Annotated in this window: 24 protein-coding genes and 1 pseudogene; 19 read left to right on the forward strand and 6 right to left on the reverse strand. The window is 57.4% G+C overall.

The genetic code is table 11. The features are described 5' to 3' along the window. Positions 1–3: 3 nt before the first annotated feature. Entirely contained in the window at positions 4–348 is a 345-nt protein-coding gene (hypA, locus tag OC597_RS04675; RefSeq protein WP_099062030.1) for a hydrogenase maturation nickel metallochaperone HypA, read from the reverse strand. A gap of 263 nt (positions 349–611) precedes the next feature. Here hypA and hycA point away from each other — a divergent pair, with 263 nt between their 5' ends. The 14 genes from hycA to OC597_RS04745 all read left to right on the forward strand — a co-directional run bounded on the left by hycA (position 612) and on the right by OC597_RS04745 (position 15750). Continuing rightward, complete coding sequence (gene hycA / locus OC597_RS04680; RefSeq protein WP_261254359.1) at positions 612–1079, forward strand: formate hydrogenlyase regulator HycA; 468 nt, start codon at positions 612–614, stop codon at positions 1077–1079. 87 nt (positions 1080–1166) lie between these two features. After that, positions 1167–1781, forward strand: coding sequence for a 4Fe-4S dicluster domain-containing protein (locus OC597_RS04685; protein WP_262207751.1), 615 nt, complete (start codon positions 1167–1169; stop codon positions 1779–1781). Then, positions 1781–3649, forward strand: a complete 1869-nt coding sequence (locus OC597_RS04690) for a proton-conducting transporter transmembrane domain-containing protein (protein WP_262207752.1) — start codon at positions 1781–1783, stop codon at positions 3647–3649. Before OC597_RS04685 ends, OC597_RS04690 begins: the two co-directional genes overlap by 1 nt. 10 nt (positions 3650–3659) lie before the next feature. Beyond that, positions 3660–4595, forward strand: coding sequence for a respiratory chain complex I subunit 1 family protein (locus OC597_RS04695; protein WP_316044858.1), 936 nt, complete (start codon positions 3660–3662; stop codon positions 4593–4595). 22 nt (positions 4596–4617) lie between these two features. Then, positions 4618–6321: a hydrogenase large subunit gene (locus OC597_RS04700; protein WP_262207755.1), complete on the forward strand. Its 1704-nt coding sequence runs from the start codon at positions 4618–4620 to the stop codon at positions 6319–6321. 12 nt (positions 6322–6333) lie between these two features. Beyond that, positions 6334–6879 carry a formate hydrogenlyase complex iron-sulfur subunit gene (locus OC597_RS04705; protein ID WP_262207757.1) on the forward strand — a complete coding sequence of 182 codons (546 nt, stop codon included), beginning with the start codon at positions 6334–6336 and terminating at the stop codon, positions 6877–6879. After that, complete coding sequence (locus OC597_RS04710; RefSeq protein ID WP_262207759.1) at positions 6876–7673, forward strand: NADH-quinone oxidoreductase subunit B family protein; 798 nt, start codon at positions 6876–6878, stop codon at positions 7671–7673. Before OC597_RS04705 ends, OC597_RS04710 begins: the two co-directional genes overlap by 4 nt. Then, positions 7670–8086, forward strand: coding sequence for a formate hydrogenlyase maturation HycH family protein (locus OC597_RS04715; RefSeq protein ID WP_262207761.1), 417 nt, complete (start codon positions 7670–7672; stop codon positions 8084–8086). Before OC597_RS04710 ends, OC597_RS04715 begins: the two co-directional genes overlap by 4 nt. Then, entirely contained in the window at positions 8079–8549 is a 471-nt protein-coding gene (gene hycI / locus OC597_RS04720; RefSeq protein ID WP_262207763.1) for a hydrogenase maturation peptidase HycI, read from the forward strand. Before OC597_RS04715 ends, hycI begins: the two co-directional genes overlap by 8 nt. A gap of 162 nt (positions 8550–8711) precedes the next feature. After that, positions 8712–9254 (forward strand): electron transport protein HydN, encoded by a 543-nt coding sequence (hydN, locus tag OC597_RS04725; protein WP_262207765.1) that lies wholly within the window; start codon positions 8712–8714, stop codon positions 9252–9254. A gap of 11 nt (positions 9255–9265) precedes the next feature. Next, entirely contained in the window at positions 9266–11422 is a 2157-nt protein-coding gene (fdhF, locus tag OC597_RS04730; protein ID WP_262207767.1) for a formate dehydrogenase subunit alpha, read from the forward strand. Between the two features lie 92 nt (positions 11423–11514). Beyond that, complete coding sequence (gene hypF, locus OC597_RS04735; protein WP_262207769.1) at positions 11515–13812, forward strand: carbamoyltransferase HypF; 2298 nt, start codon at positions 11515–11517, stop codon at positions 13810–13812. Position 13813: 1 nt separating this feature from the next. Next, positions 13814–14845: a HoxN/HupN/NixA family nickel/cobalt transporter gene (locus OC597_RS04740; protein WP_261254402.1), complete on the forward strand. Its 1032-nt coding sequence runs from the start codon at positions 13814–13816 to the stop codon at positions 14843–14845. A gap of 398 nt (positions 14846–15243) precedes the next feature. After that, positions 15244–15750, forward strand: a complete 507-nt coding sequence (locus OC597_RS04745; protein ID WP_262207771.1) for a hypothetical protein — start codon at positions 15244–15246, stop codon at positions 15748–15750. A gap of 77 nt (positions 15751–15827) precedes the next feature. Here the strand turns inward: OC597_RS04745 and OC597_RS04750 are convergent, their stop codons facing one another. The 5 genes from OC597_RS04750 to OC597_RS04770 form a co-directional block, all read right to left on the reverse strand. Continuing rightward, positions 15828–17702, reverse strand: coding sequence for a diguanylate cyclase domain-containing protein (locus tag OC597_RS04750; RefSeq protein ID WP_262207773.1), 1875 nt, complete (start codon positions 17700–17702; stop codon positions 15828–15830). A 169-nt stretch (positions 17703–17871) separates the two neighbouring features. Further along, positions 17872–18873: a VOC family protein gene (locus tag OC597_RS04755; protein ID WP_262207775.1), complete on the reverse strand. Its 1002-nt coding sequence runs from the start codon at positions 18871–18873 to the stop codon at positions 17872–17874. Between the two features lie 20 nt (positions 18874–18893). Beyond that, positions 18894–19748, reverse strand: a complete 855-nt coding sequence (locus OC597_RS04760) for a fumarylacetoacetate hydrolase family protein (RefSeq protein ID WP_262207777.1) — start codon at positions 19746–19748, stop codon at positions 18894–18896. After that, entirely contained in the window at positions 19745–20479 is a 735-nt protein-coding gene (locus tag OC597_RS04765) for a GntR family transcriptional regulator (RefSeq protein ID WP_262207779.1), read from the reverse strand. Before OC597_RS04765 ends, OC597_RS04760 begins: the two co-directional genes overlap by 4 nt. 24 nt (positions 20480–20503) lie before the next feature. Beyond that, positions 20504–21283, reverse strand: a complete 780-nt coding sequence (locus OC597_RS04770) for an SDR family oxidoreductase (protein ID WP_261440545.1) — start codon at positions 21281–21283, stop codon at positions 20504–20506. A 166-nt stretch (positions 21284–21449) separates the two neighbouring features. Here OC597_RS04770 and OC597_RS04775 point away from each other — a divergent pair. The 5 genes and pseudogenes from OC597_RS04775 to OC597_RS04795 form a co-directional block, all read left to right on the forward strand. Beyond that, positions 21450–22279, forward strand: a pseudogene (locus OC597_RS04775) (GMC family oxidoreductase); the annotation flags it as partial. 243 nt (positions 22280–22522) lie between these two features. Then, the gene (locus OC597_RS04780; protein ID WP_262208081.1) at positions 22523–23071 is read left to right on the forward strand and encodes a GMC oxidoreductase; all 549 of its coding nucleotides are present in this window, start codon (positions 22523–22525) and stop codon (positions 23069–23071) included. Then, complete coding sequence (locus OC597_RS04785) at positions 23064–23549, forward strand: polysaccharide deacetylase family protein (RefSeq protein WP_262207781.1); 486 nt, start codon at positions 23064–23066, stop codon at positions 23547–23549. The genes OC597_RS04780 and OC597_RS04785 overlap by 8 nt, the downstream gene beginning before the upstream one ends. Further along, the gene (locus tag OC597_RS04790; RefSeq protein WP_262207783.1) at positions 23516–23722 is read left to right on the forward strand and encodes a hypothetical protein; all 207 of its coding nucleotides are present in this window, start codon (positions 23516–23518) and stop codon (positions 23720–23722) included. The genes OC597_RS04785 and OC597_RS04790 overlap by 34 nt, the downstream gene beginning before the upstream one ends. A 22-nt stretch (positions 23723–23744) precedes the next feature. Next, the gene (locus tag OC597_RS04795) at positions 23745–25445 is read left to right on the forward strand and encodes an FAD-dependent monooxygenase (RefSeq protein ID WP_262207784.1); all 1701 of its coding nucleotides are present in this window, start codon (positions 23745–23747) and stop codon (positions 25443–25445) included.

Raw genomic sequence — 25445 nt, forward strand, 5'->3', positions numbered from 1 at the left:
CTGTTATTCAATTTCCAGGCGTTTTATCTGCAAGCCATCATCGGCCTGCACCCGCAGGTTGCGCCCGGAGCAGTGTGGACAAACCAGCACCTGCGGCATCAGTAACTCGACGTCGGCCTGGCAGTCATAACACCAGGACAGCGCTTTCTGTTCGATCAGATGCAGTTCGCAGCCTTCGGCCAGCGTGTCGCGGCATACCATGTCAAAGCAGAACCTCAATGACTCCGCTTCGACACAGGAAAATGCGCCAATCTCGAACCACACCGCGGTAATACGCTGCGCATGATGTTGGTTAGCCTGTTGCTGCATTATTTCCATCGCATGTTGGCACAAGGTTATTTCGTGCATCCGGCCTCCGTTAATGGCGATAAAACGCGTTATTCCCCTCACATTGCAAATAGGGTGCCAAGTCGCCAATGGCATATTTGTCGAGCGTCATGTCATCGTCAGTGATTAACCCGTTTATTGCCTGAGCGGCTGGCGGGTTAATTTAATCCTGATAATTGAATTAAAAGGAAATAATGAAATTTACCGGAGTTTGGCACGCTTTATGCTTTAACTCGCTGACCCGGAGCTATTTCGACAACGACCATCAATATTGAGTGACGACAATGAGTACAATCAGTGAAGTAACCAGTCAGGCCGATTATATCGCCAACAAAAGCAACCGCCTGATGGCGCAGTGGCAGACTTACCACAGCACCCTGGTCAAAGCGGTGACCACCACTAAAAAGAAGATTAATCATCAGTTTACCTACGGGCAGGAAAACGATCTGCGTTTTGTGTTGTTCAACCACTTTACGGTCAGCATCCAGCTGAGCGAGGGCTTTTACAGCCGTGATATTTGCTACCGCATTAATCTGGCCACGGCCCATGAGCCGGAAGACTTTGCCCCATTCGCCCATGCCACGCTGGATGAAAATGGCAATATCGACGGTGTAATAAATAACCGCGATATGCAGGCGGTATTTGATCATTACCTGGATAAGATCGCCGTTATTTATCAATGTCTGTTTGATTCCCTGCATGACGGCCATGCCATTCATGATGCACTGAAGAAAATAACCTTACCCGTCTGACCGTCGGCGTTAATCACCGACAGAAAACTGTCGAAGCGTCATTTTTTACTGACGATTTCGTCATAAATGACGAAGCAAGGAGTGTGCATGAACCGCTTTATTATTGCGGACCCCAAACTGTGTATTGGCTGCAATACCTGTATGGCCAGTTGTTCTGCGGAACACCGTCAGCAAGGTTTGCAGGCATTACCCCGCTTGCAGGTAATACGTAACGCCCGCGACTCGGCCCCGGTGATGTGCCACCAGTGTGAAGATGCCCCCTGTGCACAGGTATGCCCGGTCAACGCTATTCGTCATCAGGATAACGCCATCGTACTGAACGAAAGCCTGTGCATCAGTTGCAAGCTCTGCGGCATTGCCTGCCCGTTCGGGGCGATTGGCTTCGGCGGCAGTAGTCCATTGTCGATCCCAACCTATTGCAACACCCCGCTGGCACTGCCGGCGGCCAAGGCACCACGCCCGATCAGCGCCTTCCTGGATTGCGTACCCGGTGTGCGTGCCGTGGCGGTGAAGTGCGATCTCTGCGACTTCAGCCCCGAAGGCCCGGCCTGTATCCGCACCTGTCCAACCCAGGCTATCCGGCTGGTGACTGACCTGGACGTACGCAACGCCAGCGAACAGAAAAGGCGCAACGCCATGCAGGCGCTCAGCGCCGAGTTGCCGTTCGCCGCCGCCCCTGGATCCCACAAGGAGCCGAATTGATGATGTATGCCCTTCTGCCCGACCCGTTGTTGCTGCTGACGCCGGCATTGGTGGGGTATTTACTCTGCGCCCTGTTGGGCTGGTTATTGGCCCCCTGGTCACGCATCAGCGTCCTGCTGAGTGGCGGCACCTTGCTCTGTGCTGTCGCTTCGCTGTTGGCGGCGGTGCAAATGCTGTTTGCGCCACTGCACAGCGCCCGTTTGCCTTGGTTGCATTACGCAGTGGAAATCAGTGGCCTTAACGCCCTGTTGCTGCTGGTGATGGCGCTCAGCGGAATTTTTGCCGCGCTGTATCACGCAGGCAGCTTATCCAGTCTGAACCCGCGCGCTCGCGGCCGGTTGGCTGGGTTAAGCAATCTGATGCTGGCGGCATTAAGCGCTGCGGTAATGGCCGATAACGCCCTGGCTTTGCTTTTGTTACTCGAGCTGGCGGCACTGTGCGGCTATTTCCTGATTGTCCATGCCCCGAGCGCTAAAAGCCTGCGCGCCGGGCATAGCCAGTTCTTGTTGATGCGCTCAGGCACTTTGCTGTTGGTGCTCGCCTTCGCATTGATCTATTCCCACAGCCACAGTCTGCAATTCAGCGTGATCCGCGCCACACCATTGCCGGACGCGCTGCGTAACGGCGTTTTCCTGCTGGCGCTGGCTGGCTTTGGCATTTTTGCCGGGGTGATGCCGTTACATGCCTGGGTGCCACAGTCCCACAGCAGTGCGCCCGCCTCCGCCGCCATGCTGTTTTCCAGCGCGTTGATGAAGGTCGGCCTGCTGGGTATTTTGAAAGTCGGACTGGATCTGCTGGGCACGCCGCCATTGTGGTGGGGATTACTGGTGCTGCTGTTGGCTGCCGGCACCGCCTTTTTCGGTGGGCTGTATGCGCTGATGGAACACGATCTGCGCCGCTTGCTGGCTTACCACACGCTGGAAAATATCGGCATCATCCTGCTGGGTATCGGGGGGGCCATGGTCGGTATGGCGCTGCAACAGCCATTACTGACCGCCTTCGCCCTGATTGGTGGCCTGTTCCACCTGCTGAATCACAGCCTGTTCAAAAGCGCATTGCTGTTGGCGGCAGGAGCGATTGAGCAACAGACCGGGCTGAAAGACATGGAAAAAATGGGCGGTTTGGCACGGTTAATGCCCTGGACCGCCGTTTCCCTGCTGATTGGCCTGGTGGCGATGGCGGCATTACCGCCGTTGAACGGTTTCGCCAGTGAATGGTTGATCTACCAGGGGCTGTTCCACTTTAGCGCCGCGCCCGGCTTTATTGGTCATCTGTTCGGCCCGCTGTTGGCCGTGGCCCTGGCCCTGACCGGCGCGCTGGCGGTGATGTGCGTCAGTAAGGTCTTTGGTGTTGCCTGTCTGGGAGCACCACGCTGTGCTGCTGCCGCGAATGCCGTTCAGACCAACCTTTTCCTGACGCTGAGCCATGCGCTGCCTGCATTGTTGTGTCTGGTTTGCGGCCTGGGTGCGCCCTGGATCATTCCGCTGTTTGCCCGCCTGACCGGCATGACGGCCGAGCAGTCGCTTTCCGTTACCGATACGCTGGTTTCCACCCCGCTGATCGCCATTTTATTGCTGGCGATGCCGCTACTGCCGTTGTTGATCGCGGCGCGTTATCAGGCTCGTCGCCAACCTCGCCGGGTGCAAGGCAGCGCCTGGGCCTGCGGCTATGGGCATGAAGACGCGATGGTGATCACCGCGACCGGCTTTGCTCAACCGCTGCGGGTGATGTTTGCCCCGCTGTACCAACTGCGCCGCTGGCTGCCGGAAAACTTCGGTAATGGGTTACACCGTAACGCATTCGTGGCCTTCTGCCGTGGCCTGGCCGCCATAGAGCTGGCGGTGCTGTTGGTCGTGGCTTTTGCCTGAGGAGATGACAATGACCTATCCCAATGTATTACTCGGACTGGCGCAGGCTCTGCTGCTACTGGCTATTGCCCCGCTATTTGCCGGTATCAGCCGGGTGCTACGCGCGCGCATCCATAGCCGTCGCGGCCCCGACGTATTACAGGAATACCGTGATATCGCCAAACTGCTTAAACGCCAAAGCGTGGCACCGGGGGCTTCCGGCCTGACATTTCGCGCCATGCCTTACTTGCTGACCGGCACCTTGCTGGCCATTGCCTGTGCGCTGCCGATGTTGACCACCGCCTCACCGCTGCCCGCCATCGGCGATGTGATCACGCTGATCTATCTGTTTGCCGTGGTGCGCTTTGTGTTTGCCATTGCCGGGCTGGATACCGGCAGCCCCTTTACCGCCATCGGCGCCAGCCGCGAGGCGGTGTTAGGCATTCTGGTCGAACCGATCCTGCTGCTCGGTCTGTGGGTGACGGCGCTGGTCGCCGGTTCGACCCAACTGAGTGCCATGGTGCAAAGCCTGCTGGGCTTGCCGCATCACGCGGGGTTACCGCTGCTGTTGGCCGGTTTGGCCTGCGCGTTCGCCACTTATATTGAGATGGGCAAGCTGCCGTTCGACATGGCCGAGGCCGAACAAGAGCTGCAGGAAGGCCCGTTGACGGAATACTCCGGCGTTGAGCTCGGCATCATCAAATGGGGCATCAGCCTTAAACAACTGGTGGTACTGCAACTGTTCCTCGGCGTGTTTCTGCCCTGGGGGCAAGCGGCACAGCTCACCGCCCCACAACTGTTGACCGGGCTGGTGCTGGCGCTGCTCAAGCTACTGTGTGCAGTGACGCTGATCGCACTCATCGAAAACAGCGTGGCACGTTTGCGCTTCCTGAAAACCGCCCGTACCACCTGGGCCGGGTTTGGGCTGGCTTTTCTGGCGCTGGTTTCCTGGCTGGTCGTCGGCTGAATAATGATTAAGGCAATCAATAATGACTAACGAACATCAAGGCCAGCACTATCTGGCAGCACTGCAGCAACAGTTCCCCGCCGCCATGCTGGCAGCAGAATGGCAAACGGCCGATCAGTTGACGGTTACCGTGAAACTCAATGCGCTGCCGGAAGTGGTGGAATGGCTGTATTACCAACAGGGTGGCTGGCTGTCGGTGCTGTTTGGTAACGATGAACGCACGCTGTGTGGCAGTTATGCGCTGTATTACGTGCTGTCGATGGAGAAAGGCACCAAATGCTGGATCACGGTGCGTGCCGAAGTCGACGCCCAAACGCTGGAGTTCCCTTCCGTGACGCCACGGGTACCGGCGGCAGTCTGGGGTGAACGTGAAGTGCGCGACATGTATGGCCTGCGCCCGGTTGGCCTGCCGGACGAACGCCGGTTGGTGCTACCGGATGACTGGCCGGACGATCTCTACCCGCTGCGCAAAGACGCCATGGATTATCGCCAACGGCCCGCACCCACCACCGACGTGGAAACCTATCCGTTCCAGAGCCTGGCTGGTAGCAAAGCCAACGTGGTGCCAATCGGCCCGCTGCATATCACCTCGGATGAACCCGGCCATTTCCGGCTATTCGTCGACGGTGAAGACATCATTGATGCCGACTACCGCTTGTTCTACGTGCACCGGGGAATGGAGAAGCTGGCCGAAACCCGCATGGGCTACAACGAAGTGACCTTCCTGTCGGACCGGGTGTGTGGCATTTGCGGGTTTACCCACAGCGTGGCGTACACCAGTTCAGTCGAGAACGCGATGGGCATTCAGGTGCCTGAGCGCGCCCAGATGATCCGCTCAGTCCTGCTGGAAGTGGAGCGCCTGCACAGCCACCTGTTGAATCTGGGGCTGGCCTGCCACTTCGTCGGTTTCGACTCCGGCTTTATGCAGTTCTTCCGGGTGCGTGAACAGTCGATGAAGATGGCTGAAATCCTGACCGGTGCGCGTAAAACCTATGGTTTGAACCTGATTGGCGGCATCCGCCGCGACATTCTGAAAGACGACATGCTGCAAACTCTGCGACTGGCGGCGCAAATGCGCAGTGAACTGGTGGATCTGGTCGATATCTTGCTCAGCACGCCAAATACCGAACAGCGCAGCGTCGGGGTTGGCCGTCTCGATCCACAGGTTGCCCGTGACTACAGCAACGTCGGCCCAATGATCCGCGGCAGCGGCCACCGCCGCGATACCCGCATCGACCATCCGTTTGCCGGTTACGCCAAGCTGCCGGTGGAACTGTGCGTGGAAGACGGCTGCGACGTCTATTCGCGGCTTAAAGTACGTATTCACGAAGTGTTCAACTCACTCGGTATCATCGAGTTCGGGCTGCAAAGTCTGCCCAGCGGGCCGCTGGCAGTGGACGGTTTCACCTATATCCCGCACCGCTTTGCCCTGGGCTTTGCCGAAGCCCCACGCGGTGATGACATCCACTGGAGCATGACCGGCGACAACCAGAAGCTGTTCCGCTGGCGCTGCCGGGCCGCGACCTACGCCAATTGGCCGACCCTGCGTTACATGCTGCGTGGCAACACGGTTTCTGACGCCCCGCTGATCATCGGCAGTCTGGATCCCTGCTATTCCTGTACCGATCGCATGACCATCGTCGACGTGCGCAAGCGCCAGTCCATCATCGTGCCGTACAAAGAGATTGAGCGTTATGGCATCGAACGGAAAAACAAGCCGTTCTAACCGGAGCCCATCATGCTGAAACTGATTAAAAAAGTGCTGAAAACCGGGCCGGCCACCGTGGCCTATCCGGCCCAGCCGTTGGTGATTGACCCGAACTTTCGTGGCAAACCCGAATACAACCCGCAGCAATGTATTGCCTGCGGAGCCTGTGCCAACGCCTGCCCGTCCAATGCGTTGACCATGGCGACAGACCTGAGCAACGGCACGATCCGCTGGCAGCTGTTTCTCGGACGCTGCATCTTTTGCGCCCGCTGCGAAGAGGTTTGCCCTACCGCCGCCATCCGGCTTTCGCAGCAGTTCGAACTGGCGGTGTGGTGCAAAGAAGATCTGTACGAGCAAGCCGATTTCGCCCTCTGCCATTGCCGCCAGTGTGGCAAGCCCTACGCGTCGCAGAAGGAAATTGACTATGCCATTGCGCTGCTCGGGCTGAACAGTACCGAAACCGCCGCGCGCCGCACGCAGTTTGAAACCTGCCCGGCCTGCAAACAGCAGCAAAACCTGACCCAGGCCGATCGCATTGACATTGGCCGCCATCTGACCCGGGAGGTCATCTCATGAATCCGCCACTGATTGGCCCTCGCGACGAAAATGGCCTGCCGGTGCCGATCACCCTCGACGAAAGTATCGCCAAGCTGAAAACCACCCTGCTGAAAGATATCCGCCGCTCGGCCTATGTTTACCGGGTGGACTGCGGGGGGTGCAATGGCTGCGAAATCGAGATTTTTGCCGCTATTTCCCCGCTGTTCGACGCTGAACGCTTCGGTATCAAAGTGGTTCCCTCACCCCGTCACGCCGATATTTTGCTGTTTACCGGGGCAGTCACCCGCGCCATGCGTATCCCGGCGATCCGCGCCTGGCAGGCGTCGCCCGATCCAAAAATCAGCATCTCTTACGGTGCCTGCGGTAACAGCGGTGGCATCTTCCACGATCTGTACTGCGTATGGGGCGGCACCGATCGCATCGTCCCGGTCGATGTCTATATTCCCGGTTGCCCGCCGACCCCGGCGGCCACCATTTACGGTTTTGCCATGGCGCTCGGCCTGTTGGATCAGAAAATAAAAGGTCGCCAGCATGATGAAACCGATGGCGAAGCCACCCGACTGTTGCACCCGGCATTACCCCAGCCACTGCGGGTATTGCTGGATCGGGAAGCCCGGCGGATGGCCGGATATCGTTATGGTCGTCAGATCGCCGACCAGTTTATGCAACTGCTGGCCGCAGACAGCCCCCTGCCGGTCGAACAGCGCATTAGTGCTTACCTGCAACAGCAGGACGACCTGCGCCTAAGCGAGATTGTCGGCAACCTGCAGGGCATCTATCAGCGGGTACTGCGTGGGGAGCTGCGACTATGAGCCATTCCCATGCGCAGGTGGTGTTTTACTCCCTGAGCCGCAAGTTCGTGCAGGAGAAAAAAGCCCCGCCCAAAGCCCAGGAGGTGATCTATTACAGCCTGGCGATCGGCCACCATCTGGGGGTTATCGACTGTCTGGAGGCCAAACTCAGTTGCCCGCTGGCCGGGTTCCACGGCTGGGTGGGCCAACTGCCCGCCGACAGCACCGCCCGGCGCAAGCTGGAAGGGGTCGACCGCTTCGGTGAGATCTGCATCGACAGCAGCCACACCCACCTGCTGGCCACCGCGTTGAGCGCGGCCGCCCCACAGATGAACGCCCAACAGCAAGACTGGAGCCAACAGTTGATCGCCCTGCTGCAGTCGATTGAAAACGAACCCGCCATTTACCTGATGGTCCGGAGGCATGATGACTGACGTTTTATTGTGTGTAGGCAACTGCATGATGGGAGATGACGGCGCCGGGCCGCTGCTGGCGGAACTCTGTGCCGGTAATCCCCCCGCTGGCTGGATAGTGATTGATGGCGGAGCCGCGCCGGAGAACGACATTGGCCATATCCGCGAACTGCGCCCCGATCGGTTGGTGATTGTCGATGCCACCGACATGGGGCTGGCGGCGGGTGAAACCCGGGTGATCGATGAAAAAGACATTGCCGACATGTTCATCATGACCACCCATAACCTGCCGCTCAATTTCCTGATCGACCAACTGCGCGAAACGGTGCCGGAGATTACCTTTATCGGCATTCAGCCCGAGGTGGTGGCGTTTTACTACCCGATCGGCGCGGCGGTACAGCAGGCGGTGACCCGGCTGCACCAACGCCTGCATGACTGGCCGATTAACGGCGGCTACTCGCCACTGGTAGTGACGAATGTCTGACACGGCATCGTCATTTGTGTCGACATGCCGTCGTTGACTTCGTCACCACCAGGCTAACCCTCTGCTTTTACTTGATTTTCAGGGTTGGCATGCTTTATGCCTAATCCGAGGCACAACCTATCCATTGTCATACCCGGATGAAGGGTAACCCAGGAGTTATTGATGAACCGGTTTATCATCGCCGATCCCAAGAAATGCATCGGCTGCCGTACCTGTGAAATTGCCTGCGTGATGGCACACAGCGAAAGCCAGGATATTTCAGCGCTCAACGCCGCCAGCTTCGCTCCACGTCTGCACGTGATCAAAGGCGTTAACGTCAGCACCGCCGTGCTGTGCCGCCAGTGTGAGGACGCCCCCTGTTCCAACGTCTGCCCCAATGGCGCTATCAGCCGCACCAACGGCATGGTGCTGGTGATGCAGGAGCGCTGCATCGGCTGCAAAACCTGCGTAGTGGCCTGCCCCTACGGCGCGATGGAAGTGATCACCCGCCCGGTTGTCCGCCAGAACGGCGCCATGATGAGCGCCACCACTGAGAAAGCCGAAGCCCATAAATGCGACCTGTGTATTGGCCGTGATAGCGGACCGGCCTGTATGGAAACCTGCCCAACCAAAGCACTGCACTGTGTGGATCGCAACATGCTGCAGGAAATGAACGCCGAGAAACGTCGTCGCGCCGCACTCGACACCATGTCGTCACTGTTTTAGGAACTGAACCGATGAAAAAAATCACAACCGTCTGCCCTTACTGCGGTGCAGGCTGCAAAATGAAACTGGTGGTCGACAACGGTAAAATCATCCGTGCCGAAGCGGCTGACGGCGTGACCAATCAGGGCGAGCTGTGCCTGAAAGGCTATTACGGCTGGGACTTTCTAAACGATACCAAGCTGCTGACCCCGCGTCTGAGCCAACCGCTGATCCGCCGTGAAAAAGGCGGCAAGTTTGAGGCCGTCAGTTGGGATGAGGCGATCCGCTACACCGCCCAGCGGCTACAACAGATCAAAGATAAGCACGGTGCCAGCGCCATCATACACACCGGCTCATCACGCGGTACCGGTAATGAAACCAACTACGTGATGCAGAAGTTCGCCCGTGCGGTGATCGGCACCAACAACGTCGACTGCTGCGCCCGCGTCTGCCACGGCCCGTCGGTGGCGGGTTTGCAGGCCACGCTGGGTAACGGCGCAATGAGCAACTCGATTGGTGATATCGAAAACTCCAAATGCCTGCTGGTCATCGGTTACAACTGCGCCGACTCACACCCTATCGTGGCTCGCCGGGTGCTGAAGGCCAAAGAGAAAGGCGCGCAGATTATCGTGTGCGACCCGCGCCGTATCGAAACCGCGCGCATTGCCGACCAGCATTTGCAGATCAAGAACGGCTGTAACATGGCTCTGGTGAATGCCTTCGCTTATACGCTGATTGAAGAAAACCTGTATGACCGCGATTACGTGGCGAAATACACCGAGGGGTTCGAGGCTTATCGTCAGCAGTTGGCAGACTATGCGCCGGAAGCGGTAGAACAACTGACCGGCGTCAGCGCCCAGCAAATTCGCCAGGCGATGCGCACCTACGCCAGCGCCCCTTCTGCCACCATTATGTGGGGCATGGGGGTCACCCAGTTCGGCCAGGCGGTCGACGTGGTCAAAGGGCTCGCCAGCCTGGCGCTGCTGACCGGTAATCTGGGCCGCGCCAACGTGGGTGTAGGGCCGGTGCGTGGGCAAAATAACGTTCAGGGCGCCTGCGACATGGGCGTGCTGCCGAATGAGTTCCCCGGCTATCAGGCCGTCACCGACGCTGCGGTACGCGCCAAGTTCGCCACCGCCTGGGGAATTGATGCCGCCAAAATGGATCCGAACGTGGGCTATCGCATCACCGAAATTCCGCATTTGGTTCATGAGGGCAAAGTGAAAGCCTACTACATCATGGGCGAAGATCCGTTGCAGACCGAGGCCGACCTGAGCCTGGTGCGCGGCGCGTTCGAGGCGCTGGAGTTTGTGGTGGTGCAAGATATCTTTATGACCAAAACCGCCGAACAGGCCGACGTGATCCTGCCGGCTACCTCCTGGGGTGAGCATGGCGGCGTGTTCTCCTGTGCCGACCGTGGGTTCCAGCGTTTCGAGAAAGCCATTGAACCGCAGTACAACGTCAAACGTGACTGGGACATCATCAGTTTGCTGGCCACCGAGATGGGTTATCCGATGCATTACGACGATAACCAGCAAATCTGGGACGAAATGCGCGAGCTCTGCCCGCTGTTCTATGGCGCGACCTACGAAAAAATGGGCGAGCTGGGCCACGTGCAATGGCCTTGTACCACGCTGGAAAGCCAGGGTACCCCTTACCTGTATCAGGGTAACCAGTTCACCACGCCGACCGGCAAAGGCCAGTTGTTCGCCACCACCTGGCGTGCCCCGGCGGAAGTGCCGGATGCCGGTTATCCGCTGGTACTGTGTACCGTGCGTGAAGTCGGTCACTACTCCTGCCGTTCGATGACCGGTAACTGCGCCGCCCTGCAAACCCTGGCGGATGAGCCCGGCTTCGTGCAGATCAATCCGCAGGATGCCGAAGCACTGGGTATTGCCGACCAGCAACTGGTGTGGGTCAGCTCGCGCCGCGGCAAGGTGATCAGCCGCGCCAACTATAACGAGCGCATTAACCTGGGCGCGGTGTATATGACCTACCAGTGGTGGATCGGGGCCTGTAATGAGCTGACTCAGGAGAATTTGGATCCGATCTCCAAAACGCCGGAAACCAAATACTGCGCGGTAAAACTGGAGGCCATTGCCGATCAGAACTGGGCGGAAAACTATGCGCAACAGAGCTACAGCGATATGAAAGCCCGCCTGCGGCGCGCGGCTGAAGATGTGATGTAAAGTTACACGGTCACTTTGTAGGGGGCGAATACATTCGCCCCGATTAACGCGGGCGCAGCATGTAGCGCCCCTACACGGAGAGTAATAAAAAAGTGTCCCATTCAGGATTACTGCTGCGCATCAGTGGCAAAGTACAGGGCGTCGGCTTCCGGCCTTTTGTCTGGCAACTGGCCGAACAACTCAACCTGCATGGCGAAGTCTGGAACGACAGCGCCGGGGTGGAAATTCGTCTGGTACAACCCGTTGATCTGGAAGTATTCCTGCATGTATTGTACCAGCAGGCACCGCCTCTGGCGCAGATCGAACGCATCCAGCAGCGCGCGTTTACCTGGCTGCAAGCCCCCAACGATTTCAGTATCCGCCCCAGTCAGCATGGCGCCAAAGCGACCCAGATCGTCCCGGATGCGGCGACCTGCCCCCAATGCCTGCAGGAAATGAACGATCCGCAGGATCGGCGCTACCGTTATCCTTTTATCAACTGCACCCATTGCGGCCCCCGTTTTACCCTTATTCGCGCCATGCCTTATGATCGCCCGGCGACCAGCATGGCGCCCTTCACTCTTTGCCCACACTGTGCCTGGGAATACCATTCTGCGCAGGACCGTCGTTTTCATGCCCAGCCGGTGGCCTGTAGCGACTGCGGCCCCCAGTTGTTTAGCTGTCTGGCTCAGGGCCAGGCACAACATCAGGGCGAAGCCGCGCTACAACAGGCAGTGGCTGCACTGGCCGCCGGACAAATTGTGGCGATCAAAGGCCTGGGCGGTTTTCACCTGGCGTGCGACGCCACCGACACCCAGGCCGTCGAACGGCTGCGTCGGCACAAACGGCGACCGAGCAAACCGCTGGCGGTGATGTTGCCGGATGCCAGTTGGCTGGTGCGCTGCACCAGTGGCATTGACCAGGTGCAGTTGCAGGCGTTGTTAACTTCGCCCGCCGCACCGGTGGTGCTGGTCCCTCAATCCGCATACTCACCGCTGTCTGCCGCCGTTGCGCCGCAACTTGATGAAGTGGGTCTGATGTTGCCCGCCAACCCGATTCAGCATTTGCTGATGCAGGCGATACAACGGCCTCTGGTGATGACCTCAGGCAATGCTGCTGGCCGTGCTCCGGCGTTAACCAATGACCAGGCCTTGGCCGACCTGGACGGCATTGCCGATCTGTGGTTGATGCACGATCGCGAAATCCTGCAACGCGCTGACGACTCGCTGGTGCGTTTGCTAACCGAAGGCCATGAAATGATCCGCCGGGCGCGTGGATTTGTTCCCGATGCCCTGCCGCTGCCGCCCGGCTTCCCCGTTCAGCAGGCCCTGTTGGCGGTGGGCGGCGATCGCAAAAATACCTTTTGCCTGGTGCTGGGCGATCAGGCCCTGCTCAGCGCGCATTTTGGCGATTTGGAGCAAGAGGATATTCAGCAACAGTGGCAACAGGCCATTCAGCACTTCACCGGCCTGTACCATTGCCAGCCACAGCGGCTGGCCAGCGATGCTCATCCCCATTACATCAGCCATCAATGGGCCGCCCGGCAGTCACTGCCGGTGACCCCGGTGCTGCATCATCATGCGCATCTGGCCGCTTGTCTCGCCGAGCACCGCTGGCCACTGGAAGGCGGGCCGGTGATTGGTCTGGCACTCGATGGCCTCGGGTACGGCCAGGGCGGTGCTTTGTGGGGCGGCGAATGCCTGCTGGTTGATTATCGCCGTTGCCGTCATCTGGGGGGATTACCCGCAGTGGCACTGCCCGGCGGTGATCTGGCCGCGCAGCAACCCTGGCGTAACCAGTTGGCGCATTTCGCGCGCTTCGTACCGGACTGGCAAAGCTACCCTCAGGCCGAACGGCTGCAGGCTCTGCCCTGGCAACCGCTGCTGAAAGCGATTAACGCCGGTATTAATGCTCCGCTGGCCTCTTCCTGCGGCCGTTTGTTTGACGCCGCCGCTGCCACCCTGGGCTGTGCCCCGGCACAACAGAGTTGGGAGGGCGAAGCGGCCAGCCGGTTTGAAGCCCTGGCTCACCAGAGCGGACCTTGCCCTCACCCGGTGACATTGTCACTGAAAGGCGAGCAATTTGATCTTGCGGCATTCTGGCAGCAGTGGCTGGGTTGGCAGGCTCCCGCCCCTCAACAGGCCTGGGCGTTCCATGATGCGCTGGCGCAAGGCTTTGCCAGCTTGGCCAAACATTTTGCCGCGCAGCATGGCATCCACCATGTGGCGTTAAGCGGCGGCGTGCTGCACAACCGCTTATTACGTGAACGGCTACAGCATCATCTGGCACCGTTGCAGGTGCTGCTGCCACAACAACTGCCGGCGGGCGACGGTGGGCTGGCGTTGGGTCAGGCGCTGGTCGCCTGTGCCCAGCATTCCCCGACTTCCTCTGTAAACCCTGACAGGATTTAACATGTTAAACCGCGAGTTTTTCCACACCCATACCCGCGCCTTTTGGCTATTACTGGCGTTGGTGGCATTGAATCTGTTGGCCTGGGGGGCGGCTTTTGCTGCGTTCCATCAGTATCCGGCGCTGATCGCCGCCGCTTTGCTGGCTTATGGCTACGGGCTGCGCCATGCGGTGGATGCTGACCATATCGCCGCTATCGATAACGTCACCCGCAAGCTGATGCAGCAAGGCCAGCGCCCGGTGTCCGTCGGCGCATTCTTCTCTTTGGGCCACTCCAGCATCGTGATCCTGGCCTGCATTGCGATTGCCGCCACCTCTCTGGCGTTTGGCGATCGCATTGGCTGGCTGCATCAGTACGGCGCGACTCTGGGTACGCTGATCTCCTCGCTGTTCCTGCTGGCCATGGCACTGTTGAACTGGCTGATTTTCCGCGATGTTTATCGCATTTTCCGGCAGGTGAAACGCGGGGAGAAACTGGTGGAACAAGATGTGGCCCTGCTGGTTAATGGCACCGGCGGCGTGATGACGCGTCTGTATCGCTTTGCTTTTAATCTGGTGAATAAAAGCTGGCATATGTATCTGGTCGGCTTTTTGTTTGGTTTGGGGTTCGATACCGCCACCGAAGTCGGCCTGTTGGGCATCTCCGCAGCAGGTGCCACCTCCGGTCTATCGGTCTGGTCGATTATGGTGTTTCCGTTACTGTTCGCCAGCGGCATGGCGCTGATTGATTCGCTGGATAACTTTGTGATGGTCGGCGCTTATGGTTGGGCCTTCAACAAGCCGATCCGCAAGCTGTATTACAACATGACCATTACCGCCACCAGCGTGGCGATTGCTTTGGTGATCGGCGGCCTGGAAGGTCTGGGGTTGTTAGCCGACAAGCTGGGGTTACAGGGTGGCCTGTGGCGTGGTGTTGAAGTCCTCAATGACAACATGGGCAGCGTAGGTTACGCCGCCATCGCGCTATTTGTGGTGCTTTGGGCATTGTCCGCGCTGAATTACCGCCGCAAAAATTATGACTCGCTGACCCTCTAGCCCCCTTACCGGCAGCCGCCGAGGCTGCCGGTAAAAATGACTTCATTCGTTATTAAATACTTTCAGTTAATATTATAACCCAGGATATTAATCGACCTGCTCCGAATGTTATCTTTATTAACCAATAACAATGAGTTGTTTAAATAACGACAAATTACAATAAAAATACTTAAGAAAAAACGACGTATCATTGCAATTCAGACTATGTTTATTAATGTTGTAACTCACGCATGGCAAAATTAAATACAAGTTCGCTGCTATTTAATTTAACTACCAATAAATCAATGTAGTAAACAGCAGTCAGAAGTGGAATCGTTACAACAATATTCTTCATTGGTGATCGCCACGTCCGAGCCCAAGACAATATCCAATCGTAACTCATTAATACAGGTGATATTATGTCTATTGATAAAACACAGATGACTAATGCCATCAATGCGGCGTTAGCTGAATTTCACTCCGCAATAAGAATCGATAATTTAAATTCAGATAAAACCACCGACGGTTCAATTGGTTGTACTCAATTCGCCGGAGCCGTTTATGAAAAAGCAGGAGGAAAGGACACGGATAAAAGTTACAGAATCAAAATCAATAACCTGACCGGAGATGAACTTAAGAAATATAAAAATGGAGATCTGGTTAATATACTGCTCGACTATGATAATTGGGATTACACTCACGCATGCTGCATTTATTTTTCTTCAGACACCTCTTATGTTATTCAGACCTACCTTAATCACACCGTACGCATCGTCACCTCATTTGAACACGCTGTTTTAAATCAACTTTGGTATCAATATGCAGAGACCAAAGGCGGCAATGCCGAAGTCTTTAACTCGCTGTTTTCAGTCAAGCCAGTGAACCTGCCCAATGTGGTCGAAGTTATTATCACAGAATTACTTTGAGGCAACTTGGCACATTCACTCCCTTTGACGGCAGCCCAACGTTCCCGGATTGGGCTGCCACCAGCGTGGACTTCCCATTAACGGACGGTATAGGTCCCCTTACCGGCGGATTTCGCCTGGTACATGGCATCATCCGCTCTGGTCAGCAGGGCTTCTGCCGTCATGTTGCCGCCTGAGGATATGGCTGCACCGATACTGGCGGAGAGCGTCACTTTTTGATTACCAACCTGTTGTGTCGCCGCCAGCCTGGCCAACACGCACTCGCAAAATGCGCATACCTGCAGCTGCGGCTGCGTCAAAGGCCAGAGGATCACCGTAAATTCATCCCCGGCAAGGCGAGAAACATTGTGATGAGGGCCGGCACAGTCGCTGAGCAGCCCGGCAAAGGTTTTCAGAATAAGGTCACCGAAATCATGACCAAAACTGTCATTCAGCGTTTTGAATCCATCAAGATCGATGAACAACAGCGCCATCTGCTGCTGCGGGCAACAGGCCTGCAGGGTGGCACCCAGCCGCAGTAAGAAAGCACGTCGATTGGTTAACCCCGTCAGCATGTCATGAGAGACGTCGTACTCTAACCGTTGCTGCAAACGCTTAAGCTCGGTGATATCCATGGACAGAATATAGGAGCCCTGGGTTTCACTGGGTACCAGGGTGTTGTGAATGATCAATGACCCCTGGCGCGTTTGGAGTTCATTCTCAAAACTGACGGTTTCCCCCTGTAACGCCCTTTCGATCATGGGTTTGGCCGCGGCATAAGCCTCCTCCCCCATAAACGCCTGCACCGTCATCGCCTTGAGACGCCCTTCATCCAGGTCAAACCAGGCTTTATAGGCGCTGTTGGCAAAAAGATAGCGTTCATCGGCATCGATCTGACTGATCAATGCCGGCATATTGTCGGTAATCGCCCGCAGGCGTTCTTTCTCGCTACTGAGTTGCTGCTCGGTAAGGGCACGGCTGGCAATTTCCTGGTTGAGCTTATTGACGGCAAAATTCAGTTCCTGCGTGCGGGCCACTACCCGATCTTCGAGCTCATGTTGCAGTGAATAGAGGTCGGACTCTGCCAGTTTGCGTTCGCTGATATCGACAATAACGGAAATAAAATGATGAGGTTCACCAGTGGGCAGACGATTAAGCGACACGGTAAGCTGAACCCAAATCCTTGAGCCATCAGAGCGGATATAGCGCTTCTCCATGGAATAAGTGTCTATCTCATGGGCTAACAGCTGTTTCAATAGCCCAAGATCGGTGAGCAGGTCTTCGCGATAGGTGATGTCCTGGAATGTACGATCCAGCAGTTCGCGCTCAGAATACCCCAGCATTTCACAGATCCGTGGGTTCACCCGTAACCAATATCCCTCCAGCGAGACCAGGGCCATGCCCACTGCTGCCTGAGAAAAGGTCTGTTCAAACAGGGCTTCGGTACGTTGCAGATTGGATTTGAGACTTTCCGTGTAAATATCACGCTCAACACTGTGCAGGTACTCTTCGATGACGGCGGCAAAGTCGCGTAAATCATGCACCATCTCGGGTGAAAAACTCTGGGGATGACTGTCGATAATGCACAGCGTGCCCAGCGGAAGACCGTCCAGTGACAGCAAGGGTTGACCGGCATAGAAACCGATCTTGGGTCCGCCAGTCACCAAAGGGTTGTCAAAGAAACGCGGATCAACCGCGGTATCCGGCACCACTAACGCGTCACGTTGCAAAATGGCGTGGCCGCAAAATGAAATGTTGCGTGGCGTTTCCCTAGCCTCCAAACCCGAGCGAGAGAGGAACCATTGCCGCTCACGATCGATTAACGAGATCAAGGCAATACTGACCCCAAAATATTTGGCGGCCAAGCGCGTAACCCGGTCTAATTTTTCTACCGAATTCGTATCCAGTACATTCAGCGAATGTAGAACCGACAGCCGCTCGGTTTCATTTTCCGGAAAGCATGGCTCGAACATGTCTGCTCCAAATGAAGGTCCCTGGGCGATGTGGGCAGGATTAGCCGCTGCCTTAATGACTCAACACCGCGCCGTAAATGACTTATTTCATTCAGCTTAGACGGTTTTTCCAGTTTTACGGGCCCCTGGAGGAATTAATCATGCAGCCCAATGTTGAGGTTGCGGTGGGTCAAACCCGGGATAAATACTCTTCCAGCACCAGCGGATAACCGCCGCCAGAGGGTTGTTCTACCGGGATGCCAGAGAAGGCGCTGGCTTCCGCCACCCATTTACGCTGAGGTGGCAACCCCCAGGGCAACAGTTGCTGGCGCTGATCGGCGGCAAGCAGGTTGGTTTCCAGCTCGATATCGATCATCTGGTAAGGGGTGTTGTGCAACTCGATGCGGTGGCCATCAGGATCCCGCAGATAAACAAACAGCACGTGCCCCATGCCATGTCTGCCCGGCCCGCGCTCAACGGCGTCACCAAACCCCAGATTACCGGCAGTGTCGCAGGCGCGCAGGATCTCTTGCGAATCTGGGATGGTATAACCGAAGTGATGCAGGCGCGGCCCCGGGCCATGCAAATAGACCAAATCCTGCGTATTGCCCTTGCGCTGTAAAAAAGCGGCACCCAGACCTTGTTGATTAAAATAGATGTCCGAGGCGCGGAACCCCAACTGCGTCATGTAGAACTCTGCCGCCAGCTGCACGTGTGGAGTGTGCAATTGGAAATGGTCCAGCCGTTGGGCACTGCCGCCGCGATACAGATGCACCTGATGGTGCAGGCGCGGCACGACCGGCATTGAGGCGCAGAGTTCGATCTGTGCCCCGGTCGGGTCAGTAAAATGCAGGGTGCGGCCCTGAAAAGGCACCTGCGCCCAGTTATTCTCCATGCCCTGCTGGTCAAAAAACGCCTTGGCCAGATCCAGATCCTTTTCACGGAATACCCGCAAGCCAATGCGTTCGCAATGGGGTTGCGCCTGACTCAGTTTGATCACCAGACTATGATGACAGGCCTCTTCCAGTCCGCGCAAATAGAGCCTGTCGTCTTCCCTGTGGGTTAGTACCATGCCAGCCACCTGAGTATAAAACAGCTCGCTGGCGGCCAGGTTCTGTGAGGTTAACACCAGATGACTGGCGCGGGTGATGGCGAACGGAGGATCGTATTGGGTGACGGGTATCGTGTTCATGGCGGTTCCTTGGCGGCGGGTCAGAAAAAACCTTCATCGTCGAGCACAGGGTTGCTGAGGGTGCCGATACCGGCAATGGCGATCTCGACCTGGTCCCCTGCTTTCATCCACACGGGCGGCTGGCGAAATGCACCGACCCCGCCCGGCGTACCGGTCACCAGCACATCTCCGGGTAGCAGATCGGTAAAGGTTGAGCAGTACTCGATCAACGCCGGAATAGAGAAAATCAGTTCATCGACCGAGGCTTGCTGCATGACCTGACCGTTGAGGAGCGTTTTCAGCGTTAACACTCGCGGATCGGGGATCTCATCCGCACTGACCATCCAGGGGCCAAAAGCGGCGGTATGGCGGAAGTTTTTACCGGCGGTGAATTGCGAGCTGTGTCGCTGCCAGTCACGTACGCTACCGTCGTTATAGCAGGCATAGCCCGCCACGTGTTGCATGGCGTCACGCTGAGTAATACGACGCCCTTCTTTGCCGATCACCACCGCCAGTTCCCCTTCATAGTCAAACTGAACCGACTCCGGCGGGATCAGCAGCGGTTGACTCTGGCCCACCTGTGAAGACGGCAGCCGGAGAAACAGCGTCGGTCGATCGGGCTCCGGGCGGCCGGTTTCCAGCAGATGCGGGCGGTAATTCAGGCCAACGCAAATTATCTTGTCCGGGTTAGTCACCGGTGGCAGCCAACTGACCTCGCTGGCTCGCAGAGTGGATGGTGCGTGCAAATACGGCAGGAACACGCCAAAACTGCCCGCGGCTAACGCGCTGCGCACGTCCGGATAGGGTAATAACAGGCTGCAATCGACAATCTCATCCTCACCGCGCAACAGGCCATACCCCGCGCGCCCCTGGCTAATAAAACTGACGATCCTCATTGAGCCTCCGGTTTCGGGGAACTACCGTTGAATAGCGGGTTGTCTGCCTGTTTGATAATCCTCTGAACGGTGCTTTGATAATGTTGGCTCAGTAAATCAGCAGCAAGATCGGCATTGCGCGCCAATACCGCATCCATAATCGCCTGATGTTCGCCGTCGACGTCACGCGGGGTGTCGACGCCCTCCAGTTCATAACCAAACCGCAAGCGGCGATAGCGCTCCGACTGATCAAACAGTAAATCCGAAAAACGCAGCATCCACGGCGATTGGCAAGCCATTAACAGACTGCGGTGAAAGCTGTAGTGGAGTTGGCTCCAGTTGGCAGAATGGTGCTGGTTTTCATCATCAAGGCGTGGGCAGCGCGTCAGACGGTGAAAGGCAGCAATAATCCCCGCTTCCCATTCCGCATCGCCGTTGGCAATTGCCAGCCGTAGCGCATGGGTTTCGATCAGTTGCCGATTGGCGGTGATGTCTTGCAGTTCACTGAGCGAGACTTCACTGGCACGAAAACCGCGCTGTTCATGAGCGGTGACCAGCCCTTCTGTGACCAACCGTGACAACGCCTCACGCACCAGCCCGGGGCTGATGTCCAGCTCAGCGGCGATATTGCCGATCACCAGTTTGCTGCCCGGCGGATATTCGCCGTTAATAATCCGGCGGCGGATCAGCGCCACCGCCGCACCGCTCAGGCTCTTGAAGGCACCGTTGTGAAATTCTTGTTTGCTGTTCATTGGCTTTATTTTCTCGCTACGCGGTTATAACAACGCCGGATAGGCACCGCCATCCAGATGCATGTTTTGCCCGGTAATATACCCGCTCATCTCACTGCACAGGTAGACACAAGCGGCACCAAATTCAGCCGGTAGCCCCATGCGTCCGGCAGGAATCGAATCAATCTGCTTTTGGCGCGCCTGCTCGAAGGTGATGCCACTCTGTTGCATGGCGACCTGCGCCATCTGTTGCTGGCGCGGAGTATCAAAACGCTCGGGCAGCAGATTATTAATAGTCACATTGTCGGCAATGCACTCGCGGGACAAGCCTTTACAGGCCGCAGTCAGACCGGCACGGGATGCGGCGGACAGTGTCATATGGGCTCGGGGGGTGCTGACCATCGCCGAGGTGATATTGATGATGCGACCAAATTTCCGCTGCCGCATGCCTGGCACCAGGGCACGGATCAACATCAGCGGTGCCAACAGATTCCCTTGCAGCGCCGCCAGCCAGGTTTGCTCGTCAAACTCAAAGAAATTGCCCGGCGGCGGCCCGGCATTGTTGTTCACCAGGATATCGGCCTCCGGACAGGCGGCCAGCAAGGCGTTTCTCCCCTGTTCCGTGGTGATATCACCGGCAACGGTAAACACTTGTCCGCCGGTTTCCGCCTTTAGACGCTGTTGCGCGGCCAGCAGGCGAGGTTCGTCACGGCCGTTAATCCAGACGCTCACGCCTTCTCTCAACAATGCGGCAGCACAGGCATAACCCAAACCACTGCTGGAGGCGCATACCAGGGCGCGTTTATCCGCCAGTCCTACATCCATAACCCTTCACTCCTTCTGGTGGGGAAGCCCATGACTGAGCCGTTGGTGTTGCATAAATGTAATGCTAGCGATAAAAAAAATAGACATCAACAAAAAATATTCTTTAATATAAAAAATATATTTTATTTGCCGACGGCATTTTCACCATCACCTCTACGGAGAGAGCATGAAAGAGAATGAAAGGTACGACTATGTTGTAGTTGGCGGTGGATCCGCCGGTTGCGTGGTTGCCGGCCTGCTGGCAGAAAGAAGCTCAGCGCGCATTTTGCTGCTGGAAGCCGGACCGGAAGACAAAGGACTGTTCATCCGCATGCCGGCCGGGTTTCCGGAAATCGTCGGCAAACTGATCTGGCCCTATCAAAGCGACGCGGAACCCAACATGCGCAACCGGGCGATGGCGATCCCGCAAGGCCGGGTGTTGGGCGGCGGTAGCTCGGTGAACGGACAGTTGTATGTGCGTGGGCATGCGCAGGATTATGATGACTGGGAAACCGAATATGGCTGTACCGGCTGGGGCTACCGCGACGTACTGCCCTACTTTATCAAGTCGGAATCCAACCAGAGCCTGCATAACCCTTACCACGGTGTCAGCGGTCACCTGAAAGTCAGTGACTCCGGTTATCGCCACCCACTCAGTACGCGATGGTCAAAGCCGGCCAGGAGCTGGGTTATCCCTACGTTAATGATTTCAACGGTGCCAGCCAGCAAGGCATGGGCTTCTATCAAACCACCACCTACCGGGGCCAGCGCTGCAGCACCTCGGTGGCCTATCTGGCACCGGTGCGTCATCAGTCGAATATCGAGGTACTGACCGGCGTTATGGTTGAACGCCTGCTGCTGGATCAGGATCGCGCTACTGGCGTGGAATTTACCGATGCCGGCGGCAAACGTCGACAGGTGCAGGCCAGGCTGGAAATCGTGTTATGTGCCGGTGCCATCGGCACCCCGAAACTGTTGATGCTGTCGGGCATCGGCCCGGCCGATCATTTGCGTGAGGTTGGCATTAAACCCCGCGTTGACAGCCCATGGGTCGGCCAGCGCCTGCAGGATCACCTGCATTTCTCGGTTATCGCCAGCCTGCGTGATCCCATCAGCCTGCTCGGGCAAGACAAGGGCCTGAAGGCGCTGGCGAATGGCCTGGAATGGCTGCTGTTTAAACGCGGCGTCTGCGCCTCCAATCTGCTCGAGTGCGGTGGTTTCTTTGCCACCGGCGATGACGACCGACCCGATGTGCAATTAATGGGGCTGGCAGCATCGGATAATGTCGATGACAAAGGCAAACAGACACAGAGTCAACACGCGTTATCGCTCAAGCTGGCGCACCTGCGGCCTCGGGCGCGCGGCGAGGTGCGATTACGCGACAGTCATCCACATTCGTTACCTCAGATCAGCCTGAACTATCTGGCCGCGCCTGAAGATGTTGCTGCGCAGGTCAGAGCTGTGCGCCTCGGCCTGCAACTGTTTCAGGCCCCGACGTTGGCTGCGCTGATCGACCAGGTTCTGCTACCAACGCCGAATTTAAACAGCGATGTGCAGTTGGCGGCGTTCGTTCGTGAACATGGTAAAACGGAATATCACCCCACCGGCACCTGCTGCATGGGAGCCGATCCGGCTACTTCCGTGGTGGATTTACAGCTGCGGCTGCGCGGTGTGACCGGTGTTCGCATTGCGGATGCCTCAGTTTTCCCGTGCATCCCAGCGGGCAACACCAATGCACCGACTATCATGGTGGCAGAACGGGCCGTTGACATGATATTGGCCACTTTCGAGGAGCAGAAACATGCATAAGAAGTTAACCCTGACCTTTGATAACGGGCCTCATCCCCAGGGCACACCACTGGTGTTAAAGACGCTGGCGGAGTATCGGCTTTTGGCCAATTTCTTTCCTATCGGCGAGAAAATCTCCGCGCCGGGCGGCGAAGCCCTGGTCAAATCGGTGAAGGAAGCCGGGCACCGGGTAGGCATTCATACCCTGACCCACTCACTGCCGCTGGGGCTGGGCGCACCGGGCTTCGCCCGCCACGAAATTATCGAAGGACAGGCCCGGCTCGGTCAATACGGTGAATCGCCCCCGCTGTTCCGCCCTTATGCCGGCAAGGGGCTCCTCGGGCCACATGTGCTGAATCAAGAGGCGGTTGAAGTCCTGCAACAGCAAGGGTTCAGCCTGGTGCTGTGGAATTCGGTACCGCGCGACTGGGAACTGCCGACCGACGCCTGGGTGGCACGCGCGCGTTGGACGACCTCGCCAACAATAGCTGGACGGTGATGGTGCTGCATGACGCCCGACCGGAAGCGATGGAGCATCTGGGGCATTTTATCGAACAGGCGGTGTTGATGGACGTGGAAATCACTCAGCAGCTCCCCGACTGGGTGATGCCAATCCAGGGCGGCTTACGCTGCCACCCTTTTGCGGCGTTAGTCGCCCCGACGGCTGATTAGCCGTGCAGCAAGGAGAAGGTTTATGCAACAAGAAAACGTGATTGGCGAGTTCCGTTATCAACAGTATGCGGTCCAGTTGCCCCCGCTGCTTGAGGGGCGTGAACCGCGTCGACATCAGGTGGTGATTGTGGGCGGTGGCCCGGTCGGCTTATCGCTGGCACTGGCCTTGGCGAAACAGGGCATCGCCTCATTGATTGTGGAAAATGACACCCAGGTTTGCACCGGCAGCCGGGCTGCCTGTATCTCCCGTCGCAGCCTGGAGATCCTCGATAAACTGGGGCTGGCCGACACCTTTGTCGGTAAAGGATTGGCCTGGACCCGGGGTCGCAGCTTTTACCAGGGCGACGTGGTGATGCAGTTCGACATGTTGCTGGATGACAACCAGCAGTTCCCGGCGATGATCAATCTGCAGCAATATTATATCGAGCAATTTCTGCTCGACGAAGTCTTGCGCCACGACGATTTGATTGAATTACGTTGGGGAACCGAACTGCAAAGTCTGGTGCATCACGAGGCCGGAGTGACATTGTCACTAAAAGCCAACGACATTGACTACCCGTTAGAGGCCGACTGGCTGATTGCCTGCGACGGCGGCCGCAGCCGGGTGCGGGAACAATTGGGGCTGCATTTGCAAGGAGAAGTGCACCATGGGCGCTTCGCCATCGTCGATATCGAGCTGGAAAGCGAAACGCCGGCCGAGCGCCGGGTGTGGTTTGAAACCGCCCTGCGCCCCGGCCCCATGTGGATGCACCGCCAGCCGGACAATATCTGGCGCATAGATTACCTGCTGGAGGATCATGTCAGCGACGAGGAAGGACTGAAGCCGGAAAACGTGCTGCCGGTGGTGGAACGTTTCCTTGAAATGGTCGGAGAAAAGGGAAAATGGCGACCGATTTGGATCAGCATGTATAACGCCAAGGCGCTGTCGCTGGACAGCTATCACCACGGGCGGGTGCTGTTCGCCGGTGATGCGGCGCATGTGGTGCCAATATTCGGCGTGCGCGGGCTTAATGGCGGCCTGGATGATGCCTACAACCTGGGCTGGAAACTGGCCTACGTGCTCAAGGGGTTGGCGCCAGAGGCTTTATTGACCAGTTATTCCAGCGAACGCCGGGCGGCCTGGCGTGAAAATGCCGGACAGGCCAGCCGCAGCGCGGAGTTTATGTGCCCTGCCACTCCGGCCGGCAGCACACTGCGTAATGCGGTGCTGTCGCTGGCGGCTCGCCATCCGCAGTTCTCTTCGCTGATCAATCCCCGGCAGACCCACAGCATTTGCTACACCGATTCGCCGTTGAATACCCCAGTCGCCAGCCCTCCCGAAACCAGCGGGCCACAACCCGGCGCGGTGTTGCCGGAATTCCCCCTGTTGCTTAACGGCAAGCCACAGCATCTGACCCGCCTGCTGGATGCGCGCCATTTCACCCTGCTGCGCTTCCTGGCCCACGACACGACGGCCGCCCAGGAAATAGATCGCCAACCCCTGTTACGTGTAGTGACCATCGGCCGCCCTGGGCAGCCGCAATTCGGTGACGCCGGTGCAGTGGAAGACCCGCACGGACAGTTGCATGCCGCCTACAGTGGCCCTGCCGGGGCGTTGTACTTGGTTCGACCGGACGGTCACGTTTGTTGGCGCTGGACCAAGAGTGACCACGCGACGCCCGAAATGATTAAACAGGCATTGTTGCGGGCCTGCGGCCACCAGAATGACAACGGAGGATCATGA

The organism is Serratia proteamaculans (genome assembly GCF_946227095.1).
GTDB classification, from domain to species: Bacteria; Pseudomonadota; Gammaproteobacteria; order Enterobacterales; family Enterobacteriaceae; genus Serratia; species Serratia proteamaculans_E.